This window comes from Streptomyces lushanensis, from assembly GCF_001700515.1.
Classification (GTDB): domain Bacteria; phylum Actinomycetota; class Actinomycetes; order Streptomycetales; family Streptomycetaceae; genus Streptomyces; species Streptomyces lushanensis.
On record NZ_MAUD01000190.1, the window covers coordinates 1 to 24,176 of the forward strand.

General features: G+C 70.6%; 24 protein-coding genes and 1 pseudogene. 17 read left to right on the forward strand and 8 right to left on the reverse strand.

The genetic code is table 11. From position 1 onward, the window contains the following. Window positions 1-66 precede the first annotated feature (66 nt). Both BFF77_RS17050 and BFF77_RS17055 read left to right on the forward strand, forming a co-directional pair. Window positions 67-1,497, forward strand: a pseudogene (locus tag BFF77_RS17050) (PH domain-containing protein); the annotation flags it as partial. Window positions 1,498-1,590: 93 nt separating this feature from the next. After that, window positions 1,591-2,430: a poly-gamma-glutamate hydrolase family protein gene (locus BFF77_RS17055; RefSeq protein ID WP_066950192.1), complete on the forward strand. Its 840-nt coding sequence runs from the start codon at window positions 1,591-1,593 to the stop codon at window positions 2,428-2,430. Between the two features lie 113 nt (window positions 2,431-2,543). On the opposite strand, the gene pgl is transcribed toward BFF77_RS17055, so the two are convergent. From pgl to tkt, 5 genes are read right to left on the reverse strand one after another with little or no spacing between them, the layout of a single operon-like run. Next, window positions 2,544-3,326 (reverse strand): 6-phosphogluconolactonase, encoded by a 783-nt coding sequence (gene pgl / locus BFF77_RS17060; RefSeq protein WP_066950196.1) that lies wholly within the window; start codon window positions 3,324-3,326, stop codon window positions 2,544-2,546. Beyond that, on the reverse strand, window positions 3,323-4,354 hold the full coding sequence (gene opcA, locus BFF77_RS17065; RefSeq protein ID WP_066950198.1) for a glucose-6-phosphate dehydrogenase assembly protein OpcA: 1,032 nt from the start codon (window positions 4,352-4,354) through the stop codon (window positions 3,323-3,325). Before opcA ends, pgl begins: the two co-directional genes overlap by 4 nt. Continuing rightward, a complete protein-coding gene (gene zwf, locus BFF77_RS17070) occupies window positions 4,351-5,883 on the reverse strand; it encodes a glucose-6-phosphate dehydrogenase (protein ID WP_066950201.1) in 1,533 nt (510 codons plus the stop codon). The genes opcA and zwf overlap by 4 nt, the downstream gene beginning before the upstream one ends. Before the next feature lie 5 nt (window positions 5,884-5,888). Further along, complete coding sequence (gene tal, locus BFF77_RS17075; RefSeq protein WP_066950204.1) at window positions 5,889-7,007, reverse strand: transaldolase; 1,119 nt, start codon at window positions 7,005-7,007, stop codon at window positions 5,889-5,891. 34 nt (window positions 7,008-7,041) lie between these two features. Further along, a complete protein-coding gene (gene tkt, locus BFF77_RS17080; RefSeq protein WP_066950206.1) occupies window positions 7,042-9,117 on the reverse strand; it encodes a transketolase in 2,076 nt (691 codons plus the stop codon). Between the two features lie 360 nt (window positions 9,118-9,477). On the opposite strand from tkt, the gene BFF77_RS17085 reads away from it, so the two are divergent. The 3 genes from BFF77_RS17085 to BFF77_RS17095 all read left to right on the forward strand — a co-directional run bounded on the left by BFF77_RS17085 (window position 9,478) and on the right by BFF77_RS17095 (window position 12,214). Beyond that, on the forward strand, window positions 9,478-10,425 hold the full coding sequence (locus tag BFF77_RS17085; RefSeq protein ID WP_066950252.1) for a heme o synthase: 948 nt from the start codon (window positions 9,478-9,480) through the stop codon (window positions 10,423-10,425). A gap of 121 nt (window positions 10,426-10,546) precedes the next feature. Then, entirely contained in the window at window positions 10,547-10,942 is a 396-nt protein-coding gene (locus tag BFF77_RS17090; protein ID WP_079125230.1) for a hypothetical protein, read from the forward strand. Window positions 10,943-11,101: 159 nt separating this feature from the next. Continuing rightward, a complete protein-coding gene (locus BFF77_RS17095) occupies window positions 11,102-12,214 on the forward strand; it encodes an amidohydrolase family protein (protein WP_066950209.1) in 1,113 nt (370 codons plus the stop codon). 75 nt (window positions 12,215-12,289) lie between these two features. On the opposite strand, the gene BFF77_RS17100 is transcribed toward BFF77_RS17095, so the two are convergent. The 3 genes from BFF77_RS17100 to BFF77_RS17110 all read right to left on the reverse strand — a co-directional run bounded on the left by BFF77_RS17100 (window position 12,290) and on the right by BFF77_RS17110 (window position 15,120). Next, the gene (locus tag BFF77_RS17100) at window positions 12,290-13,264 is read right to left on the reverse strand and encodes a COX15/CtaA family protein (RefSeq protein WP_066950212.1); all 975 of its coding nucleotides are present in this window, start codon (window positions 13,262-13,264) and stop codon (window positions 12,290-12,292) included. A 66-nt stretch (window positions 13,265-13,330) separates the two neighbouring features. Beyond that, a complete protein-coding gene (locus tag BFF77_RS17105) occupies window positions 13,331-14,140 on the reverse strand; it encodes an ABC transporter permease (protein ID WP_066950215.1) in 810 nt (269 codons plus the stop codon). Then, entirely contained in the window at window positions 14,137-15,120 is a 984-nt protein-coding gene (locus BFF77_RS17110) for an ABC transporter ATP-binding protein (RefSeq protein ID WP_079125231.1), read from the reverse strand. The genes BFF77_RS17105 and BFF77_RS17110 overlap by 4 nt, the downstream gene beginning before the upstream one ends. A gap of 268 nt (window positions 15,121-15,388) precedes the next feature. On the opposite strand from BFF77_RS17110, the gene BFF77_RS17115 reads away from it, so the two are divergent. From BFF77_RS17115 to BFF77_RS17170, 12 genes are all read left to right on the forward strand, one after another. Then, window positions 15,389-16,138, forward strand: a complete 750-nt coding sequence (locus BFF77_RS17115; protein ID WP_066950218.1) for a helix-turn-helix transcriptional regulator — start codon at window positions 15,389-15,391, stop codon at window positions 16,136-16,138. Continuing rightward, the gene (gene sufB / locus BFF77_RS17120; protein WP_066950221.1) at window positions 16,135-17,556 is read left to right on the forward strand and encodes a Fe-S cluster assembly protein SufB; all 1,422 of its coding nucleotides are present in this window, start codon (window positions 16,135-16,137) and stop codon (window positions 17,554-17,556) included. Before BFF77_RS17115 ends, sufB begins: the two co-directional genes overlap by 4 nt. A gap of 77 nt (window positions 17,557-17,633) precedes the next feature. Beyond that, complete coding sequence (gene sufD, locus BFF77_RS17125; protein ID WP_066950225.1) at window positions 17,634-18,812, forward strand: Fe-S cluster assembly protein SufD; 1,179 nt, start codon at window positions 17,634-17,636, stop codon at window positions 18,810-18,812. Further along, window positions 18,812-19,129 (forward strand): bifunctional 3-phenylpropionate/cinnamic acid dioxygenase ferredoxin subunit, encoded by a 318-nt coding sequence (locus tag BFF77_RS17130; protein WP_066950228.1) that lies wholly within the window; start codon window positions 18,812-18,814, stop codon window positions 19,127-19,129. Before sufD ends, BFF77_RS17130 begins: the two co-directional genes overlap by 1 nt. A 7-nt stretch (window positions 19,130-19,136) precedes the next feature. Continuing rightward, window positions 19,137-19,901: a Fe-S cluster assembly ATPase SufC gene (sufC, locus tag BFF77_RS17135; protein WP_066950233.1), complete on the forward strand. Its 765-nt coding sequence runs from the start codon at window positions 19,137-19,139 to the stop codon at window positions 19,899-19,901. Beyond that, window positions 19,898-21,187: a cysteine desulfurase gene (locus BFF77_RS17140; RefSeq protein ID WP_425424381.1), complete on the forward strand. Its 1,290-nt coding sequence runs from the start codon at window positions 19,898-19,900 to the stop codon at window positions 21,185-21,187. The genes sufC and BFF77_RS17140 overlap by 4 nt, the downstream gene beginning before the upstream one ends. 24 nt (window positions 21,188-21,211) lie before the next feature. Beyond that, complete coding sequence (gene sufU, locus BFF77_RS17145; RefSeq protein ID WP_066950236.1) at window positions 21,212-21,676, forward strand: Fe-S cluster assembly sulfur transfer protein SufU; 465 nt, start codon at window positions 21,212-21,214, stop codon at window positions 21,674-21,676. Then, window positions 21,673-22,011 (forward strand): metal-sulfur cluster assembly factor, encoded by a 339-nt coding sequence (locus tag BFF77_RS17150; protein ID WP_030353687.1) that lies wholly within the window; start codon window positions 21,673-21,675, stop codon window positions 22,009-22,011. Before sufU ends, BFF77_RS17150 begins: the two co-directional genes overlap by 4 nt. Before the next feature lie 168 nt (window positions 22,012-22,179). Next, window positions 22,180-22,500, forward strand: coding sequence for a DMT family transporter (locus BFF77_RS17155; RefSeq protein ID WP_066950239.1), 321 nt, complete (start codon window positions 22,180-22,182; stop codon window positions 22,498-22,500). Continuing rightward, window positions 22,500-23,036: a TetR/AcrR family transcriptional regulator gene (locus BFF77_RS17160; protein WP_066950242.1), complete on the forward strand. Its 537-nt coding sequence runs from the start codon at window positions 22,500-22,502 to the stop codon at window positions 23,034-23,036. Before BFF77_RS17155 ends, BFF77_RS17160 begins: the two co-directional genes overlap by 1 nt. Before the next feature lie 59 nt (window positions 23,037-23,095). Beyond that, window positions 23,096-23,299, forward strand: a complete 204-nt coding sequence (locus tag BFF77_RS17165) for a hypothetical protein (RefSeq protein ID WP_066950245.1) — start codon at window positions 23,096-23,098, stop codon at window positions 23,297-23,299. A 94-nt stretch (window positions 23,300-23,393) separates the two neighbouring features. Next, window positions 23,394-24,176 (forward strand): 2,3,4,5-tetrahydropyridine-2,6-dicarboxylate N-succinyltransferase (locus tag BFF77_RS17170; protein ID WP_066950249.1); only part of this gene is annotated, 783 nt, incomplete at its 3' end.

Below are 24,176 nucleotides of genomic sequence, written 5' to 3' on the forward strand. Positions count from 1 at the left end.
TGACGGCGGGCACGACGGCGCCCACGACGAAGCCCGTCATGACCGCGACGGTGACCAGCAGGGTGCGCCGGTGTGCCCGCCGTCATAGGTCTGTCGGGCAACCGCCCGATCGGCGAGGCGCTCGTCCGGGTGGGGGCGGGCGCCGTACTGCTGATCGTCCTGGCCGCGGCCGGTGACCATGTCCGCTGGCGCCGTACCCGCTACCGCATCGGGCCCGAGCGTGCCGAGCTGCACACGGGTCTCTTCCTGGTCAAGCGGCGTTCGCTGGCGCGCGAGCGGATACGTACGGTCGATCTCACGGCCAATCCGCTGCTCCGGCTGCTCGGGCTGGTGAAGGTCCGGATGGGGACCGGTGAGCAGACCGCCGGCGAGTCCACGCTGGAGCTCGACCCGGTCACCAGGGCCGAGGGCGAGCGGCTCCGCACGGAACTGCTCGGGAGGGCCGCCGAGGCGGACGGGACGGCCGGCGGCGCCGGCGACGGGATGCTGGCGGTGCTCGATCCCGGCTGGATCCGCTTCGCCCCGCTCTCCTTCCTCAGCCTGGCGCTGGCGGGCGCGGGCGTCGGCGGGCTCTTCCAGCTCAGCGAGTGGCTCGGTGTGCAGGGCAGGGTAGTCGACTGGGCGGGCGACCGGGTGCGGGACCTCTCCCCCCTCTGGGGGATCGTGCTGCTGGTGGGGCTGATGGCGGCGGCCGGGATCGCCGGTGTCGTGGGCGCACTCGCCCTCTGGGTCGAGATGTGGTGGAACTACCGGCTGGAACGGGAGCCCGGGGGCACCCTGCGGGTCCGGCGCGGGCTGTTCACCTCCCGCTCGGTCTCCATCGAGGGCCGGCGGCTGCGCGGGGTGGAGCTGGTCGAACCGCTCGGTGTCCGGCTGGCCGGCGCGGCCAGGCTGGACGCCATCGCCACGGGCCTCGCGCAGGACGAGGACGACGAGCAGGCCGACCAGAAGAGCCTGCTGCCGCCCGCGCCGCGCGCGGTGGCGGACGAGGTGGCGGCGCGGATACTGCGGGAGCCCGCGTCCCCGACGCGGACCGTCCGGCTGCTTGCGCACCCGCGCGCGGCCCGGGCGCGCCGGCTGCGCCGGGCCCTGTCCGCCGCGCTGGCGCCGCTGCTGCTCCTCACGGTCCTCGGTCTGCTGCTGACCGAGGTGCTGCTGGCCGTGGCGGCGGCGTGCGCCGTGGTGGTGCTGCCGGTCGCCGTGCTGCTCGCGCTCGACGCGTACCGCGGTCTGGGCCACGGGCTCGGCGGCGGCTATCTGGTGACCCGCTCGGGCACCCTGCGCCGTACGACGGCTGCCCTCCAGCGCGGCGGGGTGATCGGCTGGACGGTACGGCAGTCCTACTTCCAGCGCCGTGCGGGCCTGCTGACACTGACGGCGACCACGGCCGCCGGAGGCGGCGCGTACCACGTGTACGACGCGGCCGAGGGCGAGGGCCTGGCCTTCGCTGCTCAGGCCGTTCCCGGTCTGCTGGAGACCTTTCTGATCAGGGAGTGATCTTTTCAGGGAGTGATCTCTCCGACCCGGCCGGGGAGGCGGCGGCCCGGCAAATGCCTCGCCCGCGGAGCGGAAGATCCGGATCATGGAGGCATGACACACACCAGCCGCCGCACGGTCCTCGCCGCCCTGGCCACCGCCGCCGTGAGCGGGCCCCTGCTGACCGGAGCCGGCGCCTCACCGGCGTACGCGGCCGATGACTACCTGTCCAACACGGACCTCTACACCCGGCTCGCGGGCAGGGAGGGTCTGGACTTCGCCCGCCGCTACAAGCGGCACGAGGCCCTCGACAACAGCCTCGGCACGGTCCACCGCTACCCGCGTACCGCCGTCATGGCGCTGCACGGCGGCGGCATCGAGCCCGGGACCTCGGAGCTGTGCCTCGGCACAGCCGGCTACCACCCGGCCACCTTCGCGGTCACCCCGGCGGGCGGTCCGGTCTACGACTACTGGATGTTCGAAGGGCTCCTGTCCACCGGCAACGGGACGATGCATGTCACCGCCTCGCACTGCGACGACACGGTCGCGCTCTCCCTGGCGGCCGGCAGCCTCAACGTCCTGAGCATCCACGGCTGCCGGGCCGACCAGACCAGCGCGCCCGCGAGCCGTCCCGAGGCCGTCGTGGTGGGCGGTCGCAACGACCGCTTCAAGCAGCTGCTGCACTCGGCGTTCGGCGCGGCCGGATTCCAGACGATCGACGGCTCGACCCTGCCGGACCTCGCCGGAGTGCAGCCCCAGAACATCGCCAACCGGACGCTCCTGGGCATGGGGGGCCAGCTGGAGATCACCACCGAACTGCGCGAGAGCATGTTCGGCACCTTCACCCGGGCGGGACGTCCCGGCTCCACCAACGCGGTCTTCGACCGCTTCGTGGGCGCGGCCCGTACCGCGATCGCGAATCTGGAGGCGACCGCCGAGCAGATCATCCTCTGATTCCCGGACGGCCTCCCGTACGGCTCTCCGACGGCTCCCTGACGGGACGTGCGAAGGCCCGGTTCGCCTGGACAAGGCGAACCGGGCCTTCGTGGAACCGAACTGACCGGCCGTCAGGCCGAGGCCGGCGGATAGAGGCCGCGCGGCAGCCCCGAGGCCGCCGCCGCGTCCAGCAGCCACAGGGTGCGGCTCCTGCCGTACGCGCCCGCCGCGGGAGCCTGGATCTCTCCCGCGCCCGACAGGGCGATCTCCGCCGCCTTCGCCTTGTCCTCGCCCGCCGCGAGCAGCCAGACCTCATGGGCCGCGCGGATCGCGGGCAGTGTGAGCGAGATACGGGTCGGCGGCGGCTTGGGAGCGCCGTGCACGGCGACCACCGTGCGCTCGGTCTCCCGTACGCCGGGCAGCTCCGGGAAGAGCGAGGCGACATGGGTGTCGGGTCCGACGCCCAGCATCAGCACGTCGAACGTCGGCACCGGACCATGGTCCTCCGGCCGGGAGGCCGCGGCGAGCTCCGTGGCGTACGCCGCCGCGGCGGCCTCCACGTCGCTGCCGTACGGACCGTCCGAGGCCAGCATCGCGTGCACCCGTGACGGGTCCAGCGGCACCGAGTCGAGCAGTGCCTCCCGTGCCTGGGTGATGTTCCGTTCCGGGTCGCCCTCCGGCAGGAAGCGCTCGTCCCCCCACCACAGATCCAGCCGCGTCCAGTCGATCGCGTCCCGGGCGGGCGCCGCCGACAGCGCGGCCAGCAGCCCGTTGCCGTTGCGTCCGCCCGTCAGCACCACCGAGGCGGAGCCCCGGGCGGCCTGGGCGTCCACGACCTTGGTGATCAGCCGGGCAGCCGCGGCCTGGGCCATCAGCTCCTTGTCCCGGTGGACGACCACCTGCGGGGCACTCACTTGGACGCCGCCTTCTTGGCCGGAGCCTTCTTCGCCGGGCCGGCCGCCGCCGGGTCGGACGCGCCGGAACCGTTGGAGGCTCCGGCGGACGACGTGCCCGCCGCACCCACGAGCCGCGCCACACCGAACCGGAGGGCCGACGCGTAGATGTCGTCCGGATCCAGCCGGCGCAGCTCCTCCGCGATCAGCTCGGAGGTGTCCCGCCGCTTCAGCGCCACCGCGCGGTCCGGCTGGCCCTCGATGGAGAGCGTCGCCAGCGAGCCGTCCGCCCGGTGCAGGCTGATCGGACCGCAGCTCGTCTCCAGCCGTACGGCCGTGAGCCCCGGACCCGAGGAGACGGAGCGCCGCACCGGCACGTGCAGCCGGTCGGCCAGCCACATGGCCAGCAGCTCGGAGCTCGGATTGTGCTGCTCGCCCTCCACCTCCACCGAGGTGACCGCGCAGTCCACCTGGTCGAGCGCGGCGGCCAGCATCGAGCGCCACGGCGTGATCCGCGTCCAGGCCAGATCGGTGTCGCCCGGCGTGTACGCGTCGGCGCGTACCGTCAGCTCCTCGGTCGGGTTCTCCGCCGCGTGGGTGTCCGTCACCCGGCGCTGCGCCAGCTTGCCCAGCGCGTCCTTGGCCGGGTTGGCCGGCGCGTTCACCGGCCACCACACGACCACCGGGGCGTCGGGAAGAAGCAGCGGCAGCACCACCGACTGGGCGTGGTCGATGACCTCGCCGTACAGCCGCAGGACGACGGTCTCGCCGGTGCCCGCGTCCGCGCCGACCCGTACCTCCGCGTCCAGCCGCGCCTTGGACCGCTCGCGCGCCGAGCGCGAGACCCGCTTGACGACGACCAGCTTGCGCGAAGGATGCTCACGGGACGCCTCGTCGGCGGCCTTGAGCGCGTCGTACTGGTTCTCCTCGTCGGTGACGATGACCAGGGTGAGGACCATGCCGACGGCGGGTGTGCCGATCGCCCTGCGTCCCTGCACCAACGCCTTGTTGATCTTGCTGGACGTGGTGTCCGTAAGGTCGATCTTCATGGCCGGCGCCAGCTCCGTCCGTCTCGTGCGAGCATGTCGTCCGCCTCGACCGGACCCCAGGTCCCGGACTCGTACTGCGCGGGCCTGCCGTGCTTCTCCCAGTACTCCTCGATCGGGTCGAGGATCTTCCAGGACAGCTCGACCTCCTCCACACGCGGGAAGAGGTTCGAGTCGCCGAGCAGCACATCGAGGATGAGCCGCTCGTACGCCTCGGGGCTGGACTCCGTGAAGGACTCGCCGTACGCGAAGTCCATCGAGACGTCCCGGACCTCCATCGAGGTGCCCGGCACCTTGGAGCCGAACCGCATCGTCACGCCCTCGTCCGGCTGCACCCGGATGACCAGGGCGTTCTGCCCGAGCTCCTCCGTGGAGGTGTGGTCGAACGGAGAGTGCGGAGCGCGCTGGAAGACCAGCGCGATCTCGGTGACCCGGCGGCCGAGCCGCTTTCCGGTGCGGAGGTAGAACGGCACGCCCGCCCAGCGGCGATTGTCGATCTGCAGCTTCACCGCGGCGTAGGTGTCGGTCTTCGACCTGCTGTCGATCCCGTCCTCTTCGAGATAGCCCACGGCCTTCTGGCCGCCCTGCCAGCCCGCGGCGTACTGCCCGCGCACGGTGTCCGCGCCCAGGTCCTTGGGCAGCCGCACCGCGCCCAGCACCTTGGTCTTCTCCGCGACCAGCGCGTCCGCGTCGAAGGAGGCGGGCTCCTCCATGGCGGTCAGCGCGAGGAGCTGGAGGAGATGGTTCTGGATGACGTCGCGGGCGGCGCCGATGCCGTCGTAGTAGCCGGCCCGGCCACCGATACCGATGTCCTCGGCCATGGTGATCTGGACATGGTCGACGTACGACCGGTTCCAGATCGGCTCGAAGAGGGTGTTGGCGAAGCGCAGCGCCAGAATGTTCTGGACGGTCTCCTTGCCCAGGTAGTGGTCGATCCGGAAGACCTCGTTGGACGGGAAGACCTCGTGGACGACCTTGTTGAGCTGCTTCGCCGAGGTCAGGTCGTGGCCGAACGGCTTCTCGATGACCGCCCGCCGCCAGGAGCCCTCCTTCTGGTCCGCCAGCCCGTGCTTCTTGAGCTGCTGGACGACCTGGGGGAAGAACTTCGGCGGTACGGAGAGGTAGAACGCGAAGTTGCCGCCGGTGCCCTGCGTCTTGTCGAGGTCCGCGATCGTCGCCCGCAGATTCTCGAACGCGTCGTCGTCGCCGAAGTCGCCCTGGACGAAGCGCATCCCCTGGATGAGCTGCTGCCAGACCTCCTCACGGAACGGCGTACGCGCGTGCTCCTTGACGGCGTCGTGGACCTCCTGCGCGAAGTCCTCGTCCTGCCACTCGCGGCGCGCGAAACCGACCAGCGAGAAGCCCGGCGGGAGCAGACCGCGGTTGGCCAGGTCGTAGATCGCGGGCATCAGCTTCTTGCGGGACAAATCCCCCGTGACACCGAAGATGACCAGGCCCGACGGCCCCGCGATACGCGGGAGCCGTCGGTCCGCGGCGTCACGGAGCGGATTCGCTCCGTGGGTTGCGGTCAAGGGGATCAGCCCTCCGAAGGGGCGAGGCGCTTCAGCTCCGCCTCGGTCGACTCGAGCAGGTCGTTCCAGGACACCGCGAACTTCTCGACGCCCTCGTCCTCCAGCTGCTGGACGACGTCGTCGTACGAGATGCCCAGGGCGGCGACGGCCGCCAGATCCGCGCGCGCCTGGTCGTAGGTACCGCGCACCGTGTCACCGGTGATCGAACCGTGGTCGGCCGTGGCGTCCAGGGTCGCCTCCGGCATGGTGTTCACCGTGTTGGGCGCCACCAGCTCGTCGACGTACAGCGTGTCCTTGTACGCCGGGTCCTTCACACCGGTAGAGGCCCAGAGCGGACGCTGCCTGTTGGCCTGCGCCCGGTCCAGGGCCGCCCAGCGGTCGGACGAGAAGACCTCCTCGTAGGCCTCGTACGCCAGCCGCGCGTTGGCCAGGGCCGCCTTGCCGCGGGCCTCCTTGGCCTCGGGCGTGCCCAGCGCGTCGAGCCGCTTGTCGATCTCCGTGTCCACGCGGGAGACGAAGAAGGACGCCACCGAGTGGATCGTGGAGAGATCGAGGCCGGCCGCCTTGGCCTTCTCCAGACCCGAGATGTAGGCGTCCATGACCTCGCGGTAACGCTCCAGCGAGAAGATCAGCGTGACATTGACGCTGATGCCCCGGGCGATGGTCTCGGTGATGGCCGGGAGACCGGCCTTGGTCGCCGGGATCTTGATCAGGGTGTTGGGACGGTCCACCAGCCAGGCGAGCTGCCTGGCCTCGGCGATCGTCGCCTCGGTCCGGTGTGCCAGGCGCGGGTCGACCTCGATGGAGACCCGGCCGTCCTGGCCCTGCGTCGCGTCGAAGACCGGACGCAGGATGTCGGCGGCGTCACGGACGTCCGCCGTGGTGATCATGCGGACGGCCTCCTCGACGGTGACCTTGCGGACCGCGAGATCGGCGAGCTGGGCGTCGTAGCCGCTGCCCTGGGAGATCGCCTTCTGGAAGATCGACGGGTTCGTGGTCACACCCACCACATGCTGCTGGTCGATCAGTTCGGCGAGATTGCCGGATGTGATGCGCGTGCGCGACAGGTCGTCGAGCCAGATCGCGACGCCTTCGTCGGAGAGGCGCTTGAGTGCGTCTGTCATAAGAGTTGCATCTCCTACTGTTCGTATACGGGTGTCAGCGCGCCGAATCCGTCAGAGATTCCCGGGCCGCGGCGGCAACCGCCTCCGCGGTGAAGCCGAACTCGCGGAAGAGGACCTTGCCGTCGGCCGAAGCTCCGAAGTGCTCCAGCGACACGACACGGCCGGCCTGACCCACGAACCGGTACCAGGTCAGTCCGATGCCGGCCTCCACCGCCACCCGCGCCGTCACGGAAGGCGGCAGAACACTGTCCTTGTACGCCTGGTCCTGCTCGTCGAACCACTCGACCGAAGGCATTGAGACAACTCGCGTCGGGACGCCGTCGGCCTGGAGCTGCTCACGCGCCGCCACGGCGAGCTGCACCTCGGAGCCCGTGGCGATCAGTACGACCCGGGGAGCGCCGCCCTCGGCGTCGAACAGCACGTAACCGCCCTTGGCCGCCTCGTCGTTGGGCTCGTACGTCGGCACGCCCTGGCGGGTGAGCGCCAGACCGTGCGGAGCGCCCTTGTCGTGGCGCCTGAGGATCTCGCGCCAGGCGACGGCGGTCTCGTTGGCGTCGGCCGGGCGGACGATGTTCAGCCCGGGGATGGCGCGCAGCGCGGCGAGGTGCTCGACCGGCTGGTGGGTCGGACCGTCCTCGCCCAGACCGATCGAGTCGTGCGTCCAGACATAGGTGACGGGCACCCGCATCAGCGCGGCCAGCCGCACGGCCGGGCGCATGTAGTCGGAGAACACCAGGAAAGTGCCGCCGTAGATACGGGTGTTGCCGTGCAGCGCGATGCCGTTCATCGTCGAGCCCATGGCGTGCTCGCGGATGCCGTAGTGCACCGTGCGGCCGTAGGGGTCCGCTTCCGGGAGGGGGTTGCCCACCGGGAGGAACGACGACGTCTTGTCGATGGTGGTGTTGTTCGAGCCCGCCAGGTCGGCGGAGCCGCCCCACAGCTCGGGGATGACCGCGCCGAGCGCCTGGAGCACCTTGCCGGACGCGGCGCGCGTGGCGACCGACTTGCCGGCCTCGAACGCGGGGAGCTTCTCCTCCCAGCCCGCGGGCAGTTCACCGGCCCTGACGCGGTCGAACGTCGCCGCGCGCTCCGGGTTGGCGGTGCGCCAGGCGGCGAAGGACTTCTCCCACTCACCGCGGACCTCACGGCCGCGGTCGAGGGCCTCACGGGTGTGCGCGAGGACCTCGTCGGAGACGTCGAAGGACTTCTCCGGGTCGAAGCCGAGGACCTTCTTGGTCGCCGCGACCTCCGCGTCGCCGAGCGCCGAGCCGTGCGCGGCCTCGGTGTTCTGCGCGTGCGGAGCGGGCCAGGCGATGATCGAACGGGCCGCGATGAAGGAGGGGCGCCCGGTCTCGGCCTGCGCGGCCTTCAGCGCCCGGTGGAGCGCGGCCGGGTCGAGATCCCCGTTGGAAAGCTGCTCGACGCGCTGGACGTGCCAGCCGTAGGCCTCGTACCGCTTGAGGGTGTCCTCGGAGACGGCGGTCTCCGTGTCGCCCTCGATCGAGATGTGGTTGTCGTCCCAGAGCAGCACCAGATTGCCCAGCTTCTGGTGGCCGGCCAGCGACGACGCCTCGGCGGAGATGCCCTCCTGGAGACAGCCGTCACCGGCGATCGCCCAGATGGTGTGGTCGAACGGGGAGGTGCCCGCCGGCGCGTCCGGGTCGTACAGACCGCGCTCGTAGCGGGCGGCCATCGCCATGCCCACCGCGTTCGCGACACCCTGGCCGAGCGGGCCCGTGGTGGTCTCGACACCGACGGTGTGGCCGTACTCCGGGTGGCCCGGAGTCTTCGAGCCCCAGGTGCGGAACGACTCCAGATCGCTCAGTTCCAGGCCGTAACCGGCCAGATAGAGCTGGATGTAGAGGGTCAGGCTGGAGTGGCCCGCCGAGAGGACGAACCGGTCGCGCCCGGTCCACTGGGCATCGGCGGGGTCGTGCCGCATGAGCTTCTGGAAGAGCACATAGGCGGCAGGGGCCAGGCTCATGGCCGTACCTGGATGGCCGTTGCCGACCTTCTGTACGGAATCCATGGCCAGGACGCGGGCGGTATCGACCGCCCGGCGGTCCAGTTCGGTCCACTCGACGTCTGTGGTGGTCGGCTTGGTGCTCACCCTGAGTCAGGGCTCCTCTCCACATGTCCAATCCCGGTGTCTGAGGGCGCACCGGTTCGTTGCCGAGCCTACCCTCGCAGCCCGGTCCGACCTTTCCCGCGAGTAGCCGAGGGGCGGCGCCGGCATGGACTTCCGTAACCAGGGTGCGGCGGCGGCGTGGACTTCGCCTCTCGGCAGCCTTTCGGCAGGGCGTACGGACGCTCCCGGGCCTGCCGTTCCGGCCCTCCGGGCGCTTGGGACGCCATCCCAACCCCCGCGAAGATCGGCATCTGGGCAACGTCTAGAGTGGCGTGGTACGCGCAAGCCATCGCCGGGGCCGCATGCCCGGAGCTTGCTGGGATTTCTCTGTCAGGGGTGTGCGTGACGGCCGTCGAGTCCCGACCCGCTGGGGTCGTCCAGACTCCGAGTCCGGGGGGCCATCGGCCGTTCGGGGCCCGTGTCAAGGCGTTCGTGGCGCTGACCAAGCCGCGGATCATCGAGCTGCTGCTCATCACCACCGTTCCGGTGATGTTCCTGGCCGCCGGGAGTGTGCCCGATCTGTGGCTGGTGGTCACCACATGTGTCGGCGGGTATCTCTCCGCGGGCGGCGCCAACGCGCTGAACATGTACATCGACCGTGACATCGACGCGCTCATGGACCGCACGTCACGGCGTCCTCTGGTGACCGGCATGGTCTCGCCCCGGGAGGGCCTGGTCTTCGGCCTCACCCTGACCGTGGGCTCGACGCTCTGGTTCGGTTTCCTGGTCAACTGGCTCTCGGCGGCGCTCTCCCTGGGCGCGCTCCTCTTCTACGTCGTCGTCTACACGATGATCCTCAAGCGCCGTACCGCGCAGAACATCGTCTGGGGCGGCATCGCCGGCTGCATGCCGGTGCTGATCGGCTGGTCCGCCGTCACCGGCTCGATGTCCTGGGCCGCGGTCATCCTCTTCCTCGTCATCTTCTTCTGGACGCCGCCGCACTACTGGCCGCTGTCGATGAAGGTGAAGGCGGACTACGCGCGCGCGGGCGTGCCGATGCTCCCGGTCGTCGCGACCAACCGTGTGGTGGCCCGCCAGATCGTCCTCTACAGCTGGGTGATGGTCGCCGTCTCGCTGCTGCTGACGCCGCTCGGCTACACCGGCTGGTTCTACACGGCGGTGGCGCTGGCGGCGGGCGGCTGGTGGCTGTGGGAGGCGCACGGACTCCACGCCCGCGCCAAGGTCGGCGAGACGGGCGGCAAGCTGAAGGAGATGCGGCTGTTCCACTGGTCCATCACCTATGTGTCGCTGCTCTTCGTGGCGGTGGCCGTGGACCCCTTCCTGCGGTAGTCCTCCGGGCAGCCCTCCGCCGGGCCCCAGGACTCCAAAACCCGCGACGGGCGGGACGCGTGGCCGATGCCACGCGTCCCGCCCGTCGCCCGTTGATCTACCCGTGGGTAGCATCGAGTGCATGGCAGAGACCCAGCAGGTTGATCCGAGCGAGCAGAGCGGCCAGGGCGCCGCGAGCGCCGAGGGCGGCGAGAGCAGGGCCCCGGACCGGCGGGCGGCGCGCGCGGAGCGCAGGGCCGCGCGGCTGGCCCGGCAGATCGCCGCCTTCGCGCGGCGGCACGGCGGCGCGGAAGGCCGGCTCGCCCATCTCGGGCAGGCGGGCACCCGCATCGTGCTCGTGGGTGAGGACGGCGGCTGGGGCGATCTCGTCGCCCCCACCTACGCCGTCGCGCGCGGCGCCGCCGAGAAGGCCGGGCTCACGCTGCACGAGTCCTTCGACGGAGAGCTCGCGGCCAAGGTCCGCACTGGTCCGTACGAGTGGAAGAGGATGGCCGGAATTCAGCTCGGCGGCCGGTGACGGACCCGCTGACAGGGCCCGTTCCCCGGACAGGTCCACGGCGTCGACGGTGAGGCGCCGACGGCCCGCGCGGCGGGCGGTCGCCCGGGGCCCGTGCGCCACCCGAGCGCGACTTACCCGTTAGGACGTGTAGGAGTACGGTCCACGACGGGAATCCCGATGATCGAAACTGCGTCCCTGGTGGACCAGTACTGCCACGGTGTGCTCCGCGGAGAGCTGGGCCTCGGCACCTTCGAGGCCCAGCTGGGCAGGACGGCGGGGCCGCCCGCCGCGGGCACCACCTTCTTCGACACCCAGACCGGATTCGCGGTACGCCGCTGGTGCCCGCCCGTGCTCGGCCTCGAACCGCACTGCCCGCCGGCCCGCTATCTGGCCCGCCGCCGGGAGCTGGGCGTACTGGAGGCGGGCAGACGGCTGCTGCGCTCCACCGGGATCGCCACCTATCTGGTGGACACCGGGCTGCCGGGCGATCTGACCGGGCCCGACGAGATCGCCGCCGCCGGGGCCGCCGAGGCCCGTGAGATCGTCCGGCTCGAACCGCTCGCCGAGCGCGTCGCCGATGCCGCGGGCGGCGTCGGCGCCTTTCTCGCCGCTCTCGCGGAGTCCGTGCACACCGCCGCCGCCTCGGCCGTGGCCTTCAGCTCTGTCGCCGGGATCCGGCACGGCCTCGCGCTGGCGCCCGAGCCGCCCGGTCCCGGCGAGGTGCGCGGCGCGGCCGACCGCTGGCTGGCCGGGCGTTTGGCCGGGGCGCCGCTCACCGATCCCGTCCTGCTCCGCCATCTGCTGTGGACCGCCGTCGGTTCCGGGCTTCCGTTGCAGCTGCACATGGGAAGCGCCGGAGTCCTTCCGCCGGCCGGGCGCTCCGATCCGCTGCCGCTGACCGGCTTCGCGGCGGCCACGGCCGGGCTCGGTACCGATCTCGTCCTGCTCGGTGCCTATCCGTACCACCGGCACGCGGCTCAGCTCACCGGGGTCTTCCCGCACGTGTACGCGGATCTGGGACCCGCTCTCGCGTATACGGGCGCGCGGGCCACGGCCGTGCTCGCCGAGATCCTGGAGCTCGCGCCGTTCGGGAAGCTGCTGTACTCCAGTGGCGCGCGCGGGCTGCCGGAGCTGCATGTGGTGGGGGCGCGGGTGTTCCGGGAGGCGCTGGAGCGGGTGCTCGGCGGCTGGGTGGCCGACGGGGCCTGGGCGCCCGGGGACGCCCGGCGCGTCGCCGGAATGATCGCGGCCGGCAACGCCCGCCGTCTCTACCGGCTCCTCGGCGACTGAGGGCCGCCGGTCACTCCCGCACGTCGACGCGGGGCGAGAGGGCCCGGCCCGCGGCCGTGACGGGAGAAGAGGACCCTAGCCCGTGACCGAGGAGAGCGCCGGATCCGCCTGCGCCGGGATCCGCGCCGCCGTCCGCGGGCGTTCGCGCAGGCTCGTCGCCAGCCGCAGCACGGCGATCCAGACCAGGCAGGAGCCGAGCATATGGGCGCCGACCAGGACCTCAGGAGTGTCCGTGAAGAACTGCACATAGCCGATGGCGCCCTGGGCGAGCAGGACCAGCAGCAGTTCACCGGCGCGCGCCCGGGTGTCGGCCGGCGCGTCCACGATCCGGAGCACCAGCCACATCGCCACGGCGAGCGCGCAGACGAGCCAGGCGAACAGCGCGTGCACATGCGCGGCGTCGACCCAGTCGAAGGGCATCCGGGGCACATCGCTGCTGTCGCCCGCGTGCCGGCCGGAGCCGGTCACCGTCGTACCCGCCGCGATCAGCACCACCGCCGCGCCGGTCAGGGCCCAGGACAGCCTGCGTACGGGACGCGGGACACGCGGCCGGACAGCGCCGTCGCCCTCGCGGGTGCGCAGCCAGGTGAGCGTGGTGACGGTGAGCAGGGCGGTGGCGAGCAGGAAGTGGCCCGCCACGGTCCAGGGGTTGAGACCCATCCACACCGTGACACCGCCGAGCACGGCGTTGCCCATGACGATCCAGCACTGGGACCAGGCGAGCCGGGTCAGTCCGCGCCGCCGGGGCTTCGCCGAGCGCACCGCGACGATCGCCCAGCCGACCGCCGCGCACAGGACGTAGGTCAGCATCCGGTTGCCGAACTCGATCGCGCCGTGGACGCCCTGCTCGGGCGTGGCGAACAGACTGTCGTCCGTGCACTTGGGCCAGGTGTCGCAGCCGAGGCCGGAGCCGGTCAGCCGGACCGCGCCGCCGGTGACGACGATCACCACGCTCATCACGACGGCGGTGAGCGCGGCACGCCGGACCGTCCGGGGGGCGGGTGTCCAGCGCTGGGCGACATGGGCCAGGGGGGTCAGCACGGCAACCATCGTAGGCGGGAGCTTGTGCAGGTTTTCACGAGGGGTCCGTACGCGCCGGTCACCCCCCTGCGCCGGTCACTCCCAGCGGAACAGGAACGCCGCCGCGCCGAGGCCGAGCGCCGCCCAGCCGGCCAGCACGCCGAGATCGCCCCAGGGCATCGCCGCGCCCTGCTGGAGGACGTCCCGCAGTCCGTCGGAGAGCGCCGATATCGGCAGCAGCCCGAGCACCGACCGGGCCGCGTCCGGGAACTTGTCCAGCGGCACGACCACCCCGCCGCCCACCAGGAGCAGCAGGAAGACCAGATTGGCCGCGGCCAGGGTCGCCTCCGCCCGGAGCGTGCCCGCCATCAGCAGACCGAGCCCGGAGAAGGCCGCCGTGCCGAGCACGAGCAGCAGCGCGACGGCGAGCGGGCTCCCGTGCGGGGACCAGCCGAGCGCGAGGGCCATCAGGGTCAGCAGCGCGATCTGGAGCACCTCGGTGACCAGCACGGAGAGGGTCTTCGCGGTCATCAGGGCCCACCGGGGCAGCGGTGACACGGCGAGCCGCTTGAGCACCCCGTACCGCCGCTCGAAGCCCGTGGCGATGGCCTGTCCGGTGAACGCCGTGGACATCACGGCCAGGGCGAGCACCCCGGGGGCGAGGAAGTCCACCGCCTGGTCCGCGCCGGTGTCGACGATGTCGACCGTCGAGAACAGCACCAGCAGCAGCGAGGGGATGATCACGGTCAGCAGGAGCTGTTCACCGTTGCGCAGCAGCAGTCTCGTCTCGAACACCGTCTGCGCGGCGATCATGCGGAGCACGGGAGCGGCGCCGGGCGCCGGGGTGTACGTGCCGGCGCCGACGACGCCACCGGCCGTCACCCCGCTCGTCGTGTCGGCGGTCATGAACGCAGCTCCTTGCCGGTCAGTTCGAGGAAGACGTCCTCCAGCGTGTGCCGCTCGACGGAGATGCCGTCCGGCATCACACCGTGCTGCGCGCACCAGGAGGCCACCGTGGCGAGAAGCTGCGGATCGACCGAGCCGCTGATCCGGTACGCGCCCGAGGTCAGCTCGGCGGCGGCGGTGCCGTCGGGCAGCGCCTTCAGCAGTGAGCCGAGGTCCAGTCCGGGGCGCCCGGTGAAGCGCAGGGTGTTCTCGGCGCCGCCCCGGCACAGCTCCTCGGGGCTGCCCTGGGCGATCACCCGGCCCGCGTCGATGATCACGACATCGTCGGCCAGTTCCTCGGCCTCGTCCATGAAGTGCGTGGTCAGCACCGCGGTGACGCCGTCGGCGCGCAGCTCGCGGACGAGCTCCCAGGCGGAGCGGCGGGCCTGCGGATCGAGCCCGGCGGTCGGCTCGTCCAGGAAGACCAGCTCCGGGCGGCCGACGACGGCCAGGGCCAGCGCGAGCCGCTGCTGCTGGCCGCCGGAGAGCCGGCGGTAGGGAGTACGGCCGCAGTCCCCGAGGCCGAGCCGTTCGATCAGCGTGTCCACGTCGAGCGGACGCGCGTGCAGCCGGGCCATGTGGCGGAGCATCTCGTCGGCGCGCGCGCCGGAGTACACGCCGCCCGACTGGAGCATCACGCCGATGCGCGGGCGGAGCCGGGCCGCCTCGGTGACGGGATCGAGACCGAGGACGCGTACGGTTCCGGCGTCGGCCCGGCGGTAACCCTCGCAGATCTCGATGGTGGTGGTCTTGCCCGCGCCGTTGGGGCCGAGCACGGCGGTGACCGTACCGGCGCGTACCACCAGGTCGAGACCGTTCACCGCGGTCCTGGCCCCGTACCGCTTGACCAGGCCATGGACCTCGACGACGGGCTCTCCGGGGACCGGGACCGCGGCGGGACCGCGGTCGGACAGGGAGCCACCCGGGAAGCTGCTGCGCATGGCGGGAAGTGTATGCAGTGTCGGCCGGGGCCCGGTCCGCGGGGCCGAAAGGGGCCGCCCGGGGGCCGGAAGCCGCCGTGTCCGCCCCGGGAACGGGAACGGGATCCGTCTTTCCGTGAGGTCCCGGGCCCGGCCGTCCACACACCCGCGGGCCCTTGTCCCGCACGGCCGGACGCGGCTGGTTAGGTAACCCTTAGTGATAAAGCGCACCGTCGGCGGCTGCGGACCGTGGTTGTCAGTGCCGTCGGAATTACGCAACAATGGCGTTGTGAAATACGTCGGCGAGGCTTCCCAGGAGGAACTCGCGACCGGTGAGCACTCCACTCGTAACCGCGTCGCGCGCTCCATCCTGGACCACGGCCCCTCCACGGTCTCCGAGCTGGCGGGGCGCCTCGGGCTCACCCAGGCCGCCGTCCGCCGTCATCTCGACGCCCTGGCCGCCGACGCCGTCGTGGAGCCGCGCGACCAGCGTGTCTACGGCTCGCGCGGGCGCGGCAGGCCGGCCAAGGTCTTCGCCCTGACCGACTGCGGCCGGGACGCCTTCGACCAGTCCTACGACGCGCTCGCCGCCGACGCCCTGCGCTGGATCGCGCGGACCGCGGGCGGCGGGGCGCGGGGCGAGGCGGCCGTCGCGGCGTTCGCCCGGGCCCGGCTCGCCGACCAGTCCGCGGCCTATCGCTCGGCCGTCGAGGCGGCCGAGCCCGACAAGCGCACCGAGGCCCTCGCCAGGGCACTGAGCGCCGACGGGTACGCTGCTACGGCGCGTAGCGCGCCGAACCGGCAGGGCGAGCAGCTCTGCCAGCACCACTGCCCGGTCGCCCATGTCGCCGAGCAGTTCCCGCAGCTCTGCGAGGCGGAGACGGAGTCCTTCTCCCAGCTGCTCGGCACCCATGTGCAGCGGCTGGCCACCATCGCCCATGGTGACGGTGTCTGCACGACGTTCATCCCCCGCGCCACCGCCACCCAAGAGACCGACGACCACGCATCCGAAAGCACAGCCGGGAGGAACCCCGAATGACGCTCCCCACGGAGACTGCCCACCCCGAGCTCGAGGGACTGGGTACGTACGAATTCGGCTGGGCCGACTCCGACGCCGCGGGCGCCGCGGCCAAGCGCGGTCTCTCCGAGGCTGTCGTCCGCGACATCTCGGAGAAGAAGAACGAGCCGGAGTGGATGCTGAAGCTGCGGCTCAAGGGCCTGCGCCTGTTCGGCAAGAAGCCCATGCCGAGCTGGGGCTCGGACCTGTCGGGCATCGACTTCGACAACATCAAGTACTTCGTGCGGTCCACCGAGAAGCAGGCCGCTTCCTGGGAGGAACTGCCCGAGGACATCAAGAACACGTACGACAAGCTCGGTATCCCGGAGGCGGAGAAGCAGCGCCTCGTCGCGGGTGTCGCCGCGCAGTACGAGTCCGAGGTCGTCTACCACCAGATCCGTGAGGACCTGGAGGAGCAGGGCGTCATCTTCCTGGACACCGACACCGCGCTCAAGGAGCACCCGGAGCTCTTCCAGGAGTACTTCGGCACGGTCATCCCGGTCGGTGACAACAAGTTCGCCTCGCTGAACACGGCCGTGTGGTCCGGCGGATCGTTCATCTACGTGCCGAAGGGTGTGCACGTCGACATCCCGCTCCAGGCCTACTTCCGTATCAACACGGAGAACATGGGCCAGTTCGAGCGGACGCTGATCATCGTCGACGAGGACGCCTACGTCCACTACGTCGAGGGCTGTACGGCCCCGATCTACTCCTCGGACTCGCTGCACAGCGCCGTGGTCGAGATCATCGTCAAGAAGGGCGGGCGCTGCCGCTACACGACCATCCAGAACTGGTCGAACAATGTGTACAACCTGGTCACCAAGCGCGCCGTCGCCTACGAGGGCGCGACGATGGAGTGGGTCGACGGCAACATCGGCTCCAAGGTGACCATGAAGTACCCGGCCGTCTATCTGATGGGCGAGCACGCCAAGGGCGAGACGCTGTCCATCGCCTTCGCGGGCGAGGGCCAGCACCAGGACGCCGGCGCCAAGATGGTCCACATGGCCCCCAACACCTCGTCCAACATCGTCTCCAAGTCGGTGGCGCGCGGTGGCGGCCGTACGTCCTACCGTGGTCTGATCGAGATCGGCGAGGGCGCCGAGGGCTCCAAGTCCAATGTGCTCTGTGACGCGCTGCTGGTGGACACCATCTCCCGCTCCGACACGTACCCGTATGTGGACGTCCGCGAGGACGACGTGTCCATGGGCCACGAGGCGACCGTCTCCAAGGTCTCCGAGGACCAGCTCTTCTATCTGATGAGCCGCGGTCTCTCCGAGTTCGAGGCGATGGCGATGATCGTGCGCGGCTTCGTCGAGCCGATCGCCAAGGAACTGCCGATGGAGTACGCGCTGGAGCTGAACCGGCTGATCGAGCTCCAGATGGAAGGCTCCGTCGGCTGATCCACGCCAGGCCGGCGGAGTCCGGCCGGTGACCGTTGTTCCTTACGCAGAGGCAGAGAGAGAGCACGACGACAGCCATGGCTGAGGCTCAGAACATTCCGGCGGGTTCCACCACCGCCGGTTCGATCGCGGTGGCCGCCGAGTCGACCGTCGCCACGCGCATGAGCGCGCCCCCCTCCTACGACGTGGCGGACTTCCCCGTCCCGCACGGCCGTGAGGAGGAGTGGCGGTTCACGCCGCTGGAGCGGCTGCGCGGGCTGCACGACGGCACCGCCGTCGCGGCGGACGGCGTCACGGTCGAGGTGACCGCGCCCGACGGCGTCGTCGTCGAGACCGTCGGCCGTGACGACGCGCGGATCGGCAAGGCCGGTACACCGGTGGACCGGGTCGCCGCCCAGGCGTTCTCCTCGTTCGAGAAGGCCTCGGTCGTCTCGGTGCCCAGGGAGACCGTGCTGAGCGAGCCGATCAGGATCGCCGTCCACGGCGAGGGCGGCACCGCCTACGGCCATCAGATCGTCGAGCTGGGCGCCTTCGCCGAGGCGGTCGTCGTCATCGACCACACCGGCGACGCCGTCCTCGCGGCCAATGTCGACTATCTCATCGGCGACGGCGCCAAGCTGACCGTCGTCTCGCTCCAGGACTGGGACGAGAAGGCCGTCCATGTCGCCCAGCACAACGCGCTGGTCGGCCGGGACGCCTCCTTCAAGTCCGTGGTGGTCACCTTCGGCGGCGATGTCGTACGGCTCACGCCCCAGGTGCGGTACGCGGCGCCGGGCGGTGAGTCCGAGCTGTTCGGCCTCTACTTCACCGACCGCGGCCAGCACCAGGAGCACCGGCTCTTCGTCGACCACGACGCGCCGCACTGCAAGTCCAACGCCGCCTACAAGGGCGCGCTCCAGGGCGCCGGCGCACACGCCGTCTGGATCGGTGACGTACTGATCCGGGCCTCGGCCGTGGGCACCGACACCTACGAGATGAACCGCAACCTGGTCCTCACGGACGGCGCGCGGGTCGACTCCGTGCCGAATCTGGAGATCGAGACCGGTGAGATCGTCGGCGCCGGCCATGCCTCGGCCACCGGCCGTTTCGACGACGAGCAGCTCTTCTACCTGATGGCCCGCGGTATCCCGGAGACCGAGGCCCGCCGGCTGGTGGTCCGCGGCTTCTTCGCCGAGCTGGTCCAGAAGATCGGTCTGCCGGACGTCGAGGAGCGGCTGATGACCAAGATCGAGGCGGAGCTGGAGGCGTCAGTCTGATGGCCTTCGTCCGTGTCTGCGGTCTGGACGAGCTGGAGGAGGACACCCCGAAGCGGGTGGAACTCGACGGCACGCCCGTCTCGGTCGTCCGTACCGGGGGCGAGGTGTTCGCGATCAACGACATCTGCTCGCACGCGAATGTGTCGCTCTCGGAGGGCGAGGTCGAGGACTGCATGATCGAGTGCTGGCTGCACGGCTCCAGCTTCGACCTGCGCACCGGTAAGCCGTCCGGTCTGCCCGCGACGCGCCCCGTCCCCGTATACCCCGTAAAGATCGAAGGGGACGATGTGCTCGTCTCCGTCACCCAGGAGTCCTGAGTCACCCATGGCAACGCTTGAAATCCACGACCTGCACGTCTCCGTCGAGGCCGAGGCCGGCCCCCGCGAGATCCTCAAGGGCGTCGACCTGACCGTCAAGCAGGGCGAGACGCACGCCATCATGGGCCCCAACGGCTCCGGCAAGTCGACCCTCGCGTACTCCCTCGCGGGCCACCCGAAGTACCGGATCACCGGTGGCACCGTGACACTGGACGGCGAGGACGTCCTCGCGATGACCGTCGACGAGCGCGCCCGCGCCGGTGTCTTCCTCGCGATGCAGTACCCCGTCGAGGTCCCCGGTGTCTCCGTCTCCAACTTCCTGCGCACCTCCGCCACGGCCGTACGCGGCGAGGCCCCCAAGCTGCGCACCTGGGTGAAGGAGGTCCGGGAGACCATGGAGCGTCTCCAGATGGACCCGGCCTTCGCCGAGCGCAATCTGAACGAGGGCTTCTCCGGCGGTGAGAAGAAGCGTCACGAGATCCTTCAGCTCGAACTGCTCAAGCCGAGTATCGCGATCCTCGACGAGACCGACTCCGGCCTCGACGTCGACGCGCTGCGGGTCGTCTCGGAGGGCGTCAACCGCGTCCGCGGGACCGGCGAGGTCGGCACGCTGCTGATCACGCACTACACGCGGATTCTCCGCTACATCAAGCCCGACTTCGTGCATGTCTTCGCCCAGGGCCGTATCGCCGAGTCCGGTGGCGCGGAACTGGCCGACAAGCTGGAGGAAGAGGGCTACGAGGCATATGTGAAGGGTGGCGTGACCGCGTGACAGAACTGCCGGGCCTTCTCACAGCGTCGGATCTCACCGCTTCGGACCGCCTGCTGGACGAGGCGATCCGCAAGGATTTCCCGATCCTCGACCGGGTGATCCATGACGGCAAGAAGCTCGTGTACCTGGACTCCGCGGCGACCTCGCAGAAGCCGCGCCAGGTGCTCGACACGCTCAACGAGTACTACGAGCGGCACAACGCCAATGTCCACCGCGGCGTGTACACCATCGCCGAGGAGGCCACGGCGCTGTACGAGGGCGCGCGCGACAAGGTCGCCGCCTTCATCAACGCTCCCAGCCGCGACGAGGTGATCTTCACCAAGAACGCGTCGGAGTCGCTGAACCTCGTGGCCAACATGCTCGGCTGGGCGGACGAGCCCTACCGGGTGGACCAGGACACCGAGATCGTCATCACGGAGATGGAGCACCACTCCAACATCGTGCCGTGGCAGCTTCTGTCGCAGCGTACGGGCGCGAAGCTGAAGTGGTTCGGCATCACCGACGACGGCCGTCTCGATCTCTCGGACATCGACCGGATCATCACCGAGAAGACGAAGATCGTCTCCTTCGTGCTGGTCTCCAACATCCTGGGCACCCAGAACCCGGTCGAGGCGATAGTCCGCCGGGCCCAGGAGGTCGGCGCGCTGGTCTGCGTCGACGCCTCGCAGGCCGCTCCGCACCAGGTGCTGGACGTGCAGGCGCTCCAGGCCGACTTCGTGGCGTTCACCGGTCACAAGATGGTCGGACCGACCGGGATCGGTGTGCTGTGGGGCCGTCAGGAGCTGCTGGAGGACCTGCCTCCGTTCCTCGGCGGCGGCGAGATGATCGAGACCGTGTCGATGCACTCGTCCACCTACGCGCCCGCGCCGCACAAGTTCGAGGCCGGGACGCCGCCGATCGCGCAGGCCGTGGGCCTCGGCGCGGCCGTGGACTACCTCTCCGCGATCGGTATGGAGCGGATCGCCGCGCATGAGCACGCGATCACGGAATACGCGGTGAAGCGGCTGCTGGAGGTCCCGGAGCTGCGGATCATCGGTCCGGCGACGGCCGAGGACCGCGGCGCCACGATCTCCTTCACGCTCGGCGACATCCATCCGCACGATGTGGGCCAGGTCCTGGACGAGCAGGGCATCGCCGTCCGGGTCGGCCACCACTGCGCCCGGCCGGTCTGCCTGCGGTACGGAATTCCCGCGACCACACGAGCGTCTTTCTATCTGTACTCCACTCCGGCCGAGGTCGACGCCCTGGTCGAGGGCCTGGAGCACGTCCGTCATTTCTTCGGATGAGGACTGAGGACTGAGAGGCTGTCCGTGAAGCTGGATTCGATGTACCAGGACGTCATCCTGGACCACTACAAGCACCCGCACGGGCGCGGTCTCCGGGACGGCGACGCCGAAGTGCACCACGTGAATCCGACCTGCGGTGACGAGATCACGCTGCGTGTGCGGTACGAAGGTTCGCGGATCGCGGATGTCTCGTACGAGGGTCAGGGCTGCTCCATCAGCCAGGCCAGCGCATCCGTGCTGAACGACCTGCTGGTCGGCAAGGAACTGGCCCAGGCGCACAAGATCCAGGGCACCTTCCTGGAGCTGATGCACTCCAAGGGCCAGCTGGAGCCGGACGACGCGATGGAGGAGCTGCTGGAGGACGCGATCGCGTTCGCCGGCGTCTCCAAGTACCCGGCCCGCGTCAAGTGCGCCCTGCTGAGCTGGATGGCGTGGAAGGACGCGACGGCCCAGGCCCTGGGCGACAGCGCGACGAAGGAGACGGCATGAGCGAGAACGAGACCCTGACGATCAAGCCGGCCTCGGAGGACGAGGTCCGCGAGGCGCTGTACGACGTGGTCGACCCGGAGCTGGGCATCGACGTCGTCAACCTCGGCCTGATCTACGGCATCCACATCGACGATTCCAACATCGCCACCCTGGACATGACCCTGACGTCGGCGGCCTGTCCGCTGACCGATGTGATCGAGGACCAGGCGAAGGCGGCGACGGACGGCATCGTCAGCGAACTCAAGATCAATTGGGTCTGGATGCCGCCGTGGGGCCCGGACAAGATCACCGACGACGGCCGCGAGCAGCTCCGCGCCCTGGGCTTCAACGTCTGACCGTCCGACCGCCCGGTTCCGTGCCGGACGGACGCATCACAAGCCCCATGGCCCAAGGACCGGGTCATGGGGCTTCGGCGGTTCGGGGCGGCTCAGTGGAGACCGCGCGCAGGGGCTCGTCAGATGATTTGCGTACAGGTGTACGTATCGATACGTACACTCGTACGCATGGGATATGGACTGCTGGCCGCGGCGATAGCGGCGGAGGTGGCCGGTACGACGGCCATGAAGTACAGCGAGGGCTTCACCCGGCTGTGGCCCTCACTGATCACCGTGGTCGGGTATCTGATCGCCTTCACACTGCTCGCGCAGACGCTCAAGACCCTGTCCGTGGGCACCGCCTACGCGATCTGGTCCGGCGCGGGCACGGCGGCCATCGCCGCCATCGGCATGGTCTTCATGGACGAGTCCGTGAACGCGGCCAGACTGGCGGGGATCGCCCTCGTGATCGCGGGCGTCCTCGTGCTCAACCTGGGAGGAGCCCACTGATGCCCCGGCGTTACGATCCCGAACGGCGCCGGCGCATCATCGACGCGGCGATCCGGGTGGTCGGGCGCGCCGGAATCGCGGGGCTCAGCCATCGCACGGTCGCCGCCGAGGCCGATGTGCCGCTCGGCTCCACCACGTACCACTTCACCTCACTCGACGAACTGCTGATCGCCGCGCTGCGCCAGGCCAACGAGAGCTTCGCCGCCGCCCTCCGGGAGAGCGGCGCCCTCCTGGATCCGGACCGCGATCTCGCCGCCGAACTGGCGCGGTTCACGGGGGAGTGGCTGGCCGGGGAGCGCACGGGAGTGGAGCTGGAGTACGAGCTGTATCTCGCCGCCCTGCGGCGGCCCGCGCTGCGCCCGGTCGCGGCGGAGTGGTCCGTCGCGGTCGCCGAGGTGCTGTCCCGGCGTACCGATCCCGTCACCGCGCGGGCGCTGGTCGCGCTGCTGGACGGGATCTGTCTCCAGGTGCTGCTCACGGACGCGGTGTACGACGAGGAGTACACGTGCGAGATGATGGCGCGGCTGATTCCTTGAGCGGGGCTTTGAGCCGGTGTCGGCGGTCGCTTTGGTGAGGCCGGCGGTAGGTTGATGCGATGAGCCATCCCTCCCCGGGGCCCGAGATCACCTATGCGGAGTGCCGGCAGTGCGGAACTCTGATCGCCGGGCTCGACGGCCGCTACAGCTGCGGTGTCTGCGGCTGGGTCAACCATCACTCCGAGGGACACCGCGCGCTGCCGCGCGCGGAGGACGACATCGACCACGCGGCGGCCCGCACCGACGACAACCGGCTGAGCTGACCTGCGGGTACGGCCTGGGGCGCGGCGCCGGGGCACGCGCCCGGCACCTGAGACCGGTTCGCCCGCGCGCCGTCGGGAACGTTAGGTTCTGAGCATGACCGACACCTCTTCGCCCAGTTCCCCGCGTACCACCGGCGCCGTCGCCGCCGGTCTCGCCACCCTCACCGAGGACGGCACCGTCCTGGACACCTGGTTTCCCGCTCCCGCGCTCGCCGCGGAGCCCGGACCGGCCGGCACCGAGCGGCTGACCGCCGAGCGCGCCGTGGAGCTGCTCGGTGAGGGCGCGGCCAGGGCCGTCGGGCCCGACCCGCGCCGCGGGGTCGAGGTCGTCGCCGTCCGCACGGTCATCACCTCGCTCGACGACAAGCCCCTGGACGCCCATGACGCGTATCTGCGGCTGCATCTGCTCAGCCACCGGCTGGTCCGGCCGCACGGCCAGAGCCTGGACGGCCTCTTCGGGCTGCTCGCCAATGTCGCCTGGACCTCGCTCGGTCCGGTCGCCGTCGACGCGCTGGAGACCGTACGGCTCAACGCGCGCGCCGAGGGACTGCACCTCCAGGTGACCTCGCTCGACAAGTTCCCGCGCATGACGGACTACGTGGCGCCCAAGGGCGTGCGGATCGCCGACGCCGACCGTGTACGCCTCGGCGCGCATCTCGCCGAGGGCACGACCGTGATGCACGAGGGCTTCGTCAACTTCAACGCGGGCACCCTCGGCACGTCCATGATCGAGGGACGCGTCTCCGCGGGCGTCGTCATCGGCGACGGCTCCGACATCGGCGGCGGCGCCTCCACCATGGGCACGCTCTCCGGCGGCGGCAAGGAGCGCATCGTGATCGGTGAGCGCTGTCTGATCGGCGCGGAGGCGGGCGTCGGG

Coding starts and splice junctions, on each gene's coding strand:
- BFF77_RS17055 (WP_066950192.1), top strand. CDS start 1,591: ATGACACACACCAGCCGCCGCACGGTCCTCGCCGCCCTGGCCACCGCC.
- opcA (WP_066950198.1), bottom strand. CDS start 4,354: ATGAAGATCGACCTTACGGACACCACGTCCAGCAAGATCAACAAGGCG.
- tal (WP_066950204.1), bottom strand. CDS start 7,007: ATGACAGACGCACTCAAGCGCCTCTCCGACGAAGGCGTCGCGATCTGG.
- BFF77_RS17090 (WP_079125230.1), top strand. CDS start 10,547: ATGGCAGAGACCCAGCAGGTTGATCCGAGCGAGCAGAGCGGCCAGGGC.
- BFF77_RS17095 (WP_066950209.1), top strand. CDS start 11,102: ATGATCGAAACTGCGTCCCTGGTGGACCAGTACTGCCACGGTGTGCTC.
- BFF77_RS17100 (WP_066950212.1), bottom strand. CDS start 13,264: ATGGTTGCCGTGCTGACCCCCCTGGCCCATGTCGCCCAGCGCTGGACA.
- BFF77_RS17105 (WP_066950215.1), bottom strand. CDS start 14,140: ATGACCGCCGACACGACGAGCGGGGTGACGGCCGGTGGCGTCGTCGGC.
- BFF77_RS17110 (WP_079125231.1), bottom strand. CDS start 15,120: ATGCGCAGCAGCTTCCCGGGTGGCTCCCTGTCCGACCGCGGTCCCGCC.
- sufB (WP_066950221.1), top strand. CDS start 16,135: ATGACGCTCCCCACGGAGACTGCCCACCCCGAGCTCGAGGGACTGGGT.
- sufD (WP_066950225.1), top strand. CDS start 17,634: ATGGCTGAGGCTCAGAACATTCCGGCGGGTTCCACCACCGCCGGTTCG.
- BFF77_RS17130 (WP_066950228.1), top strand. CDS start 18,812: ATGGCCTTCGTCCGTGTCTGCGGTCTGGACGAGCTGGAGGAGGACACC.
- sufC (WP_066950233.1), top strand. CDS start 19,137: ATGGCAACGCTTGAAATCCACGACCTGCACGTCTCCGTCGAGGCCGAG.
- BFF77_RS17150 (WP_030353687.1), top strand. CDS start 21,673: ATGAGCGAGAACGAGACCCTGACGATCAAGCCGGCCTCGGAGGACGAG.
- BFF77_RS17155 (WP_066950239.1), top strand. CDS start 22,180: ATGGGATATGGACTGCTGGCCGCGGCGATAGCGGCGGAGGTGGCCGGT.
- BFF77_RS17160 (WP_066950242.1), top strand. CDS start 22,500: ATGCCCCGGCGTTACGATCCCGAACGGCGCCGGCGCATCATCGACGCG.
- BFF77_RS17165 (WP_066950245.1), top strand. CDS start 23,096: ATGAGCCATCCCTCCCCGGGGCCCGAGATCACCTATGCGGAGTGCCGG.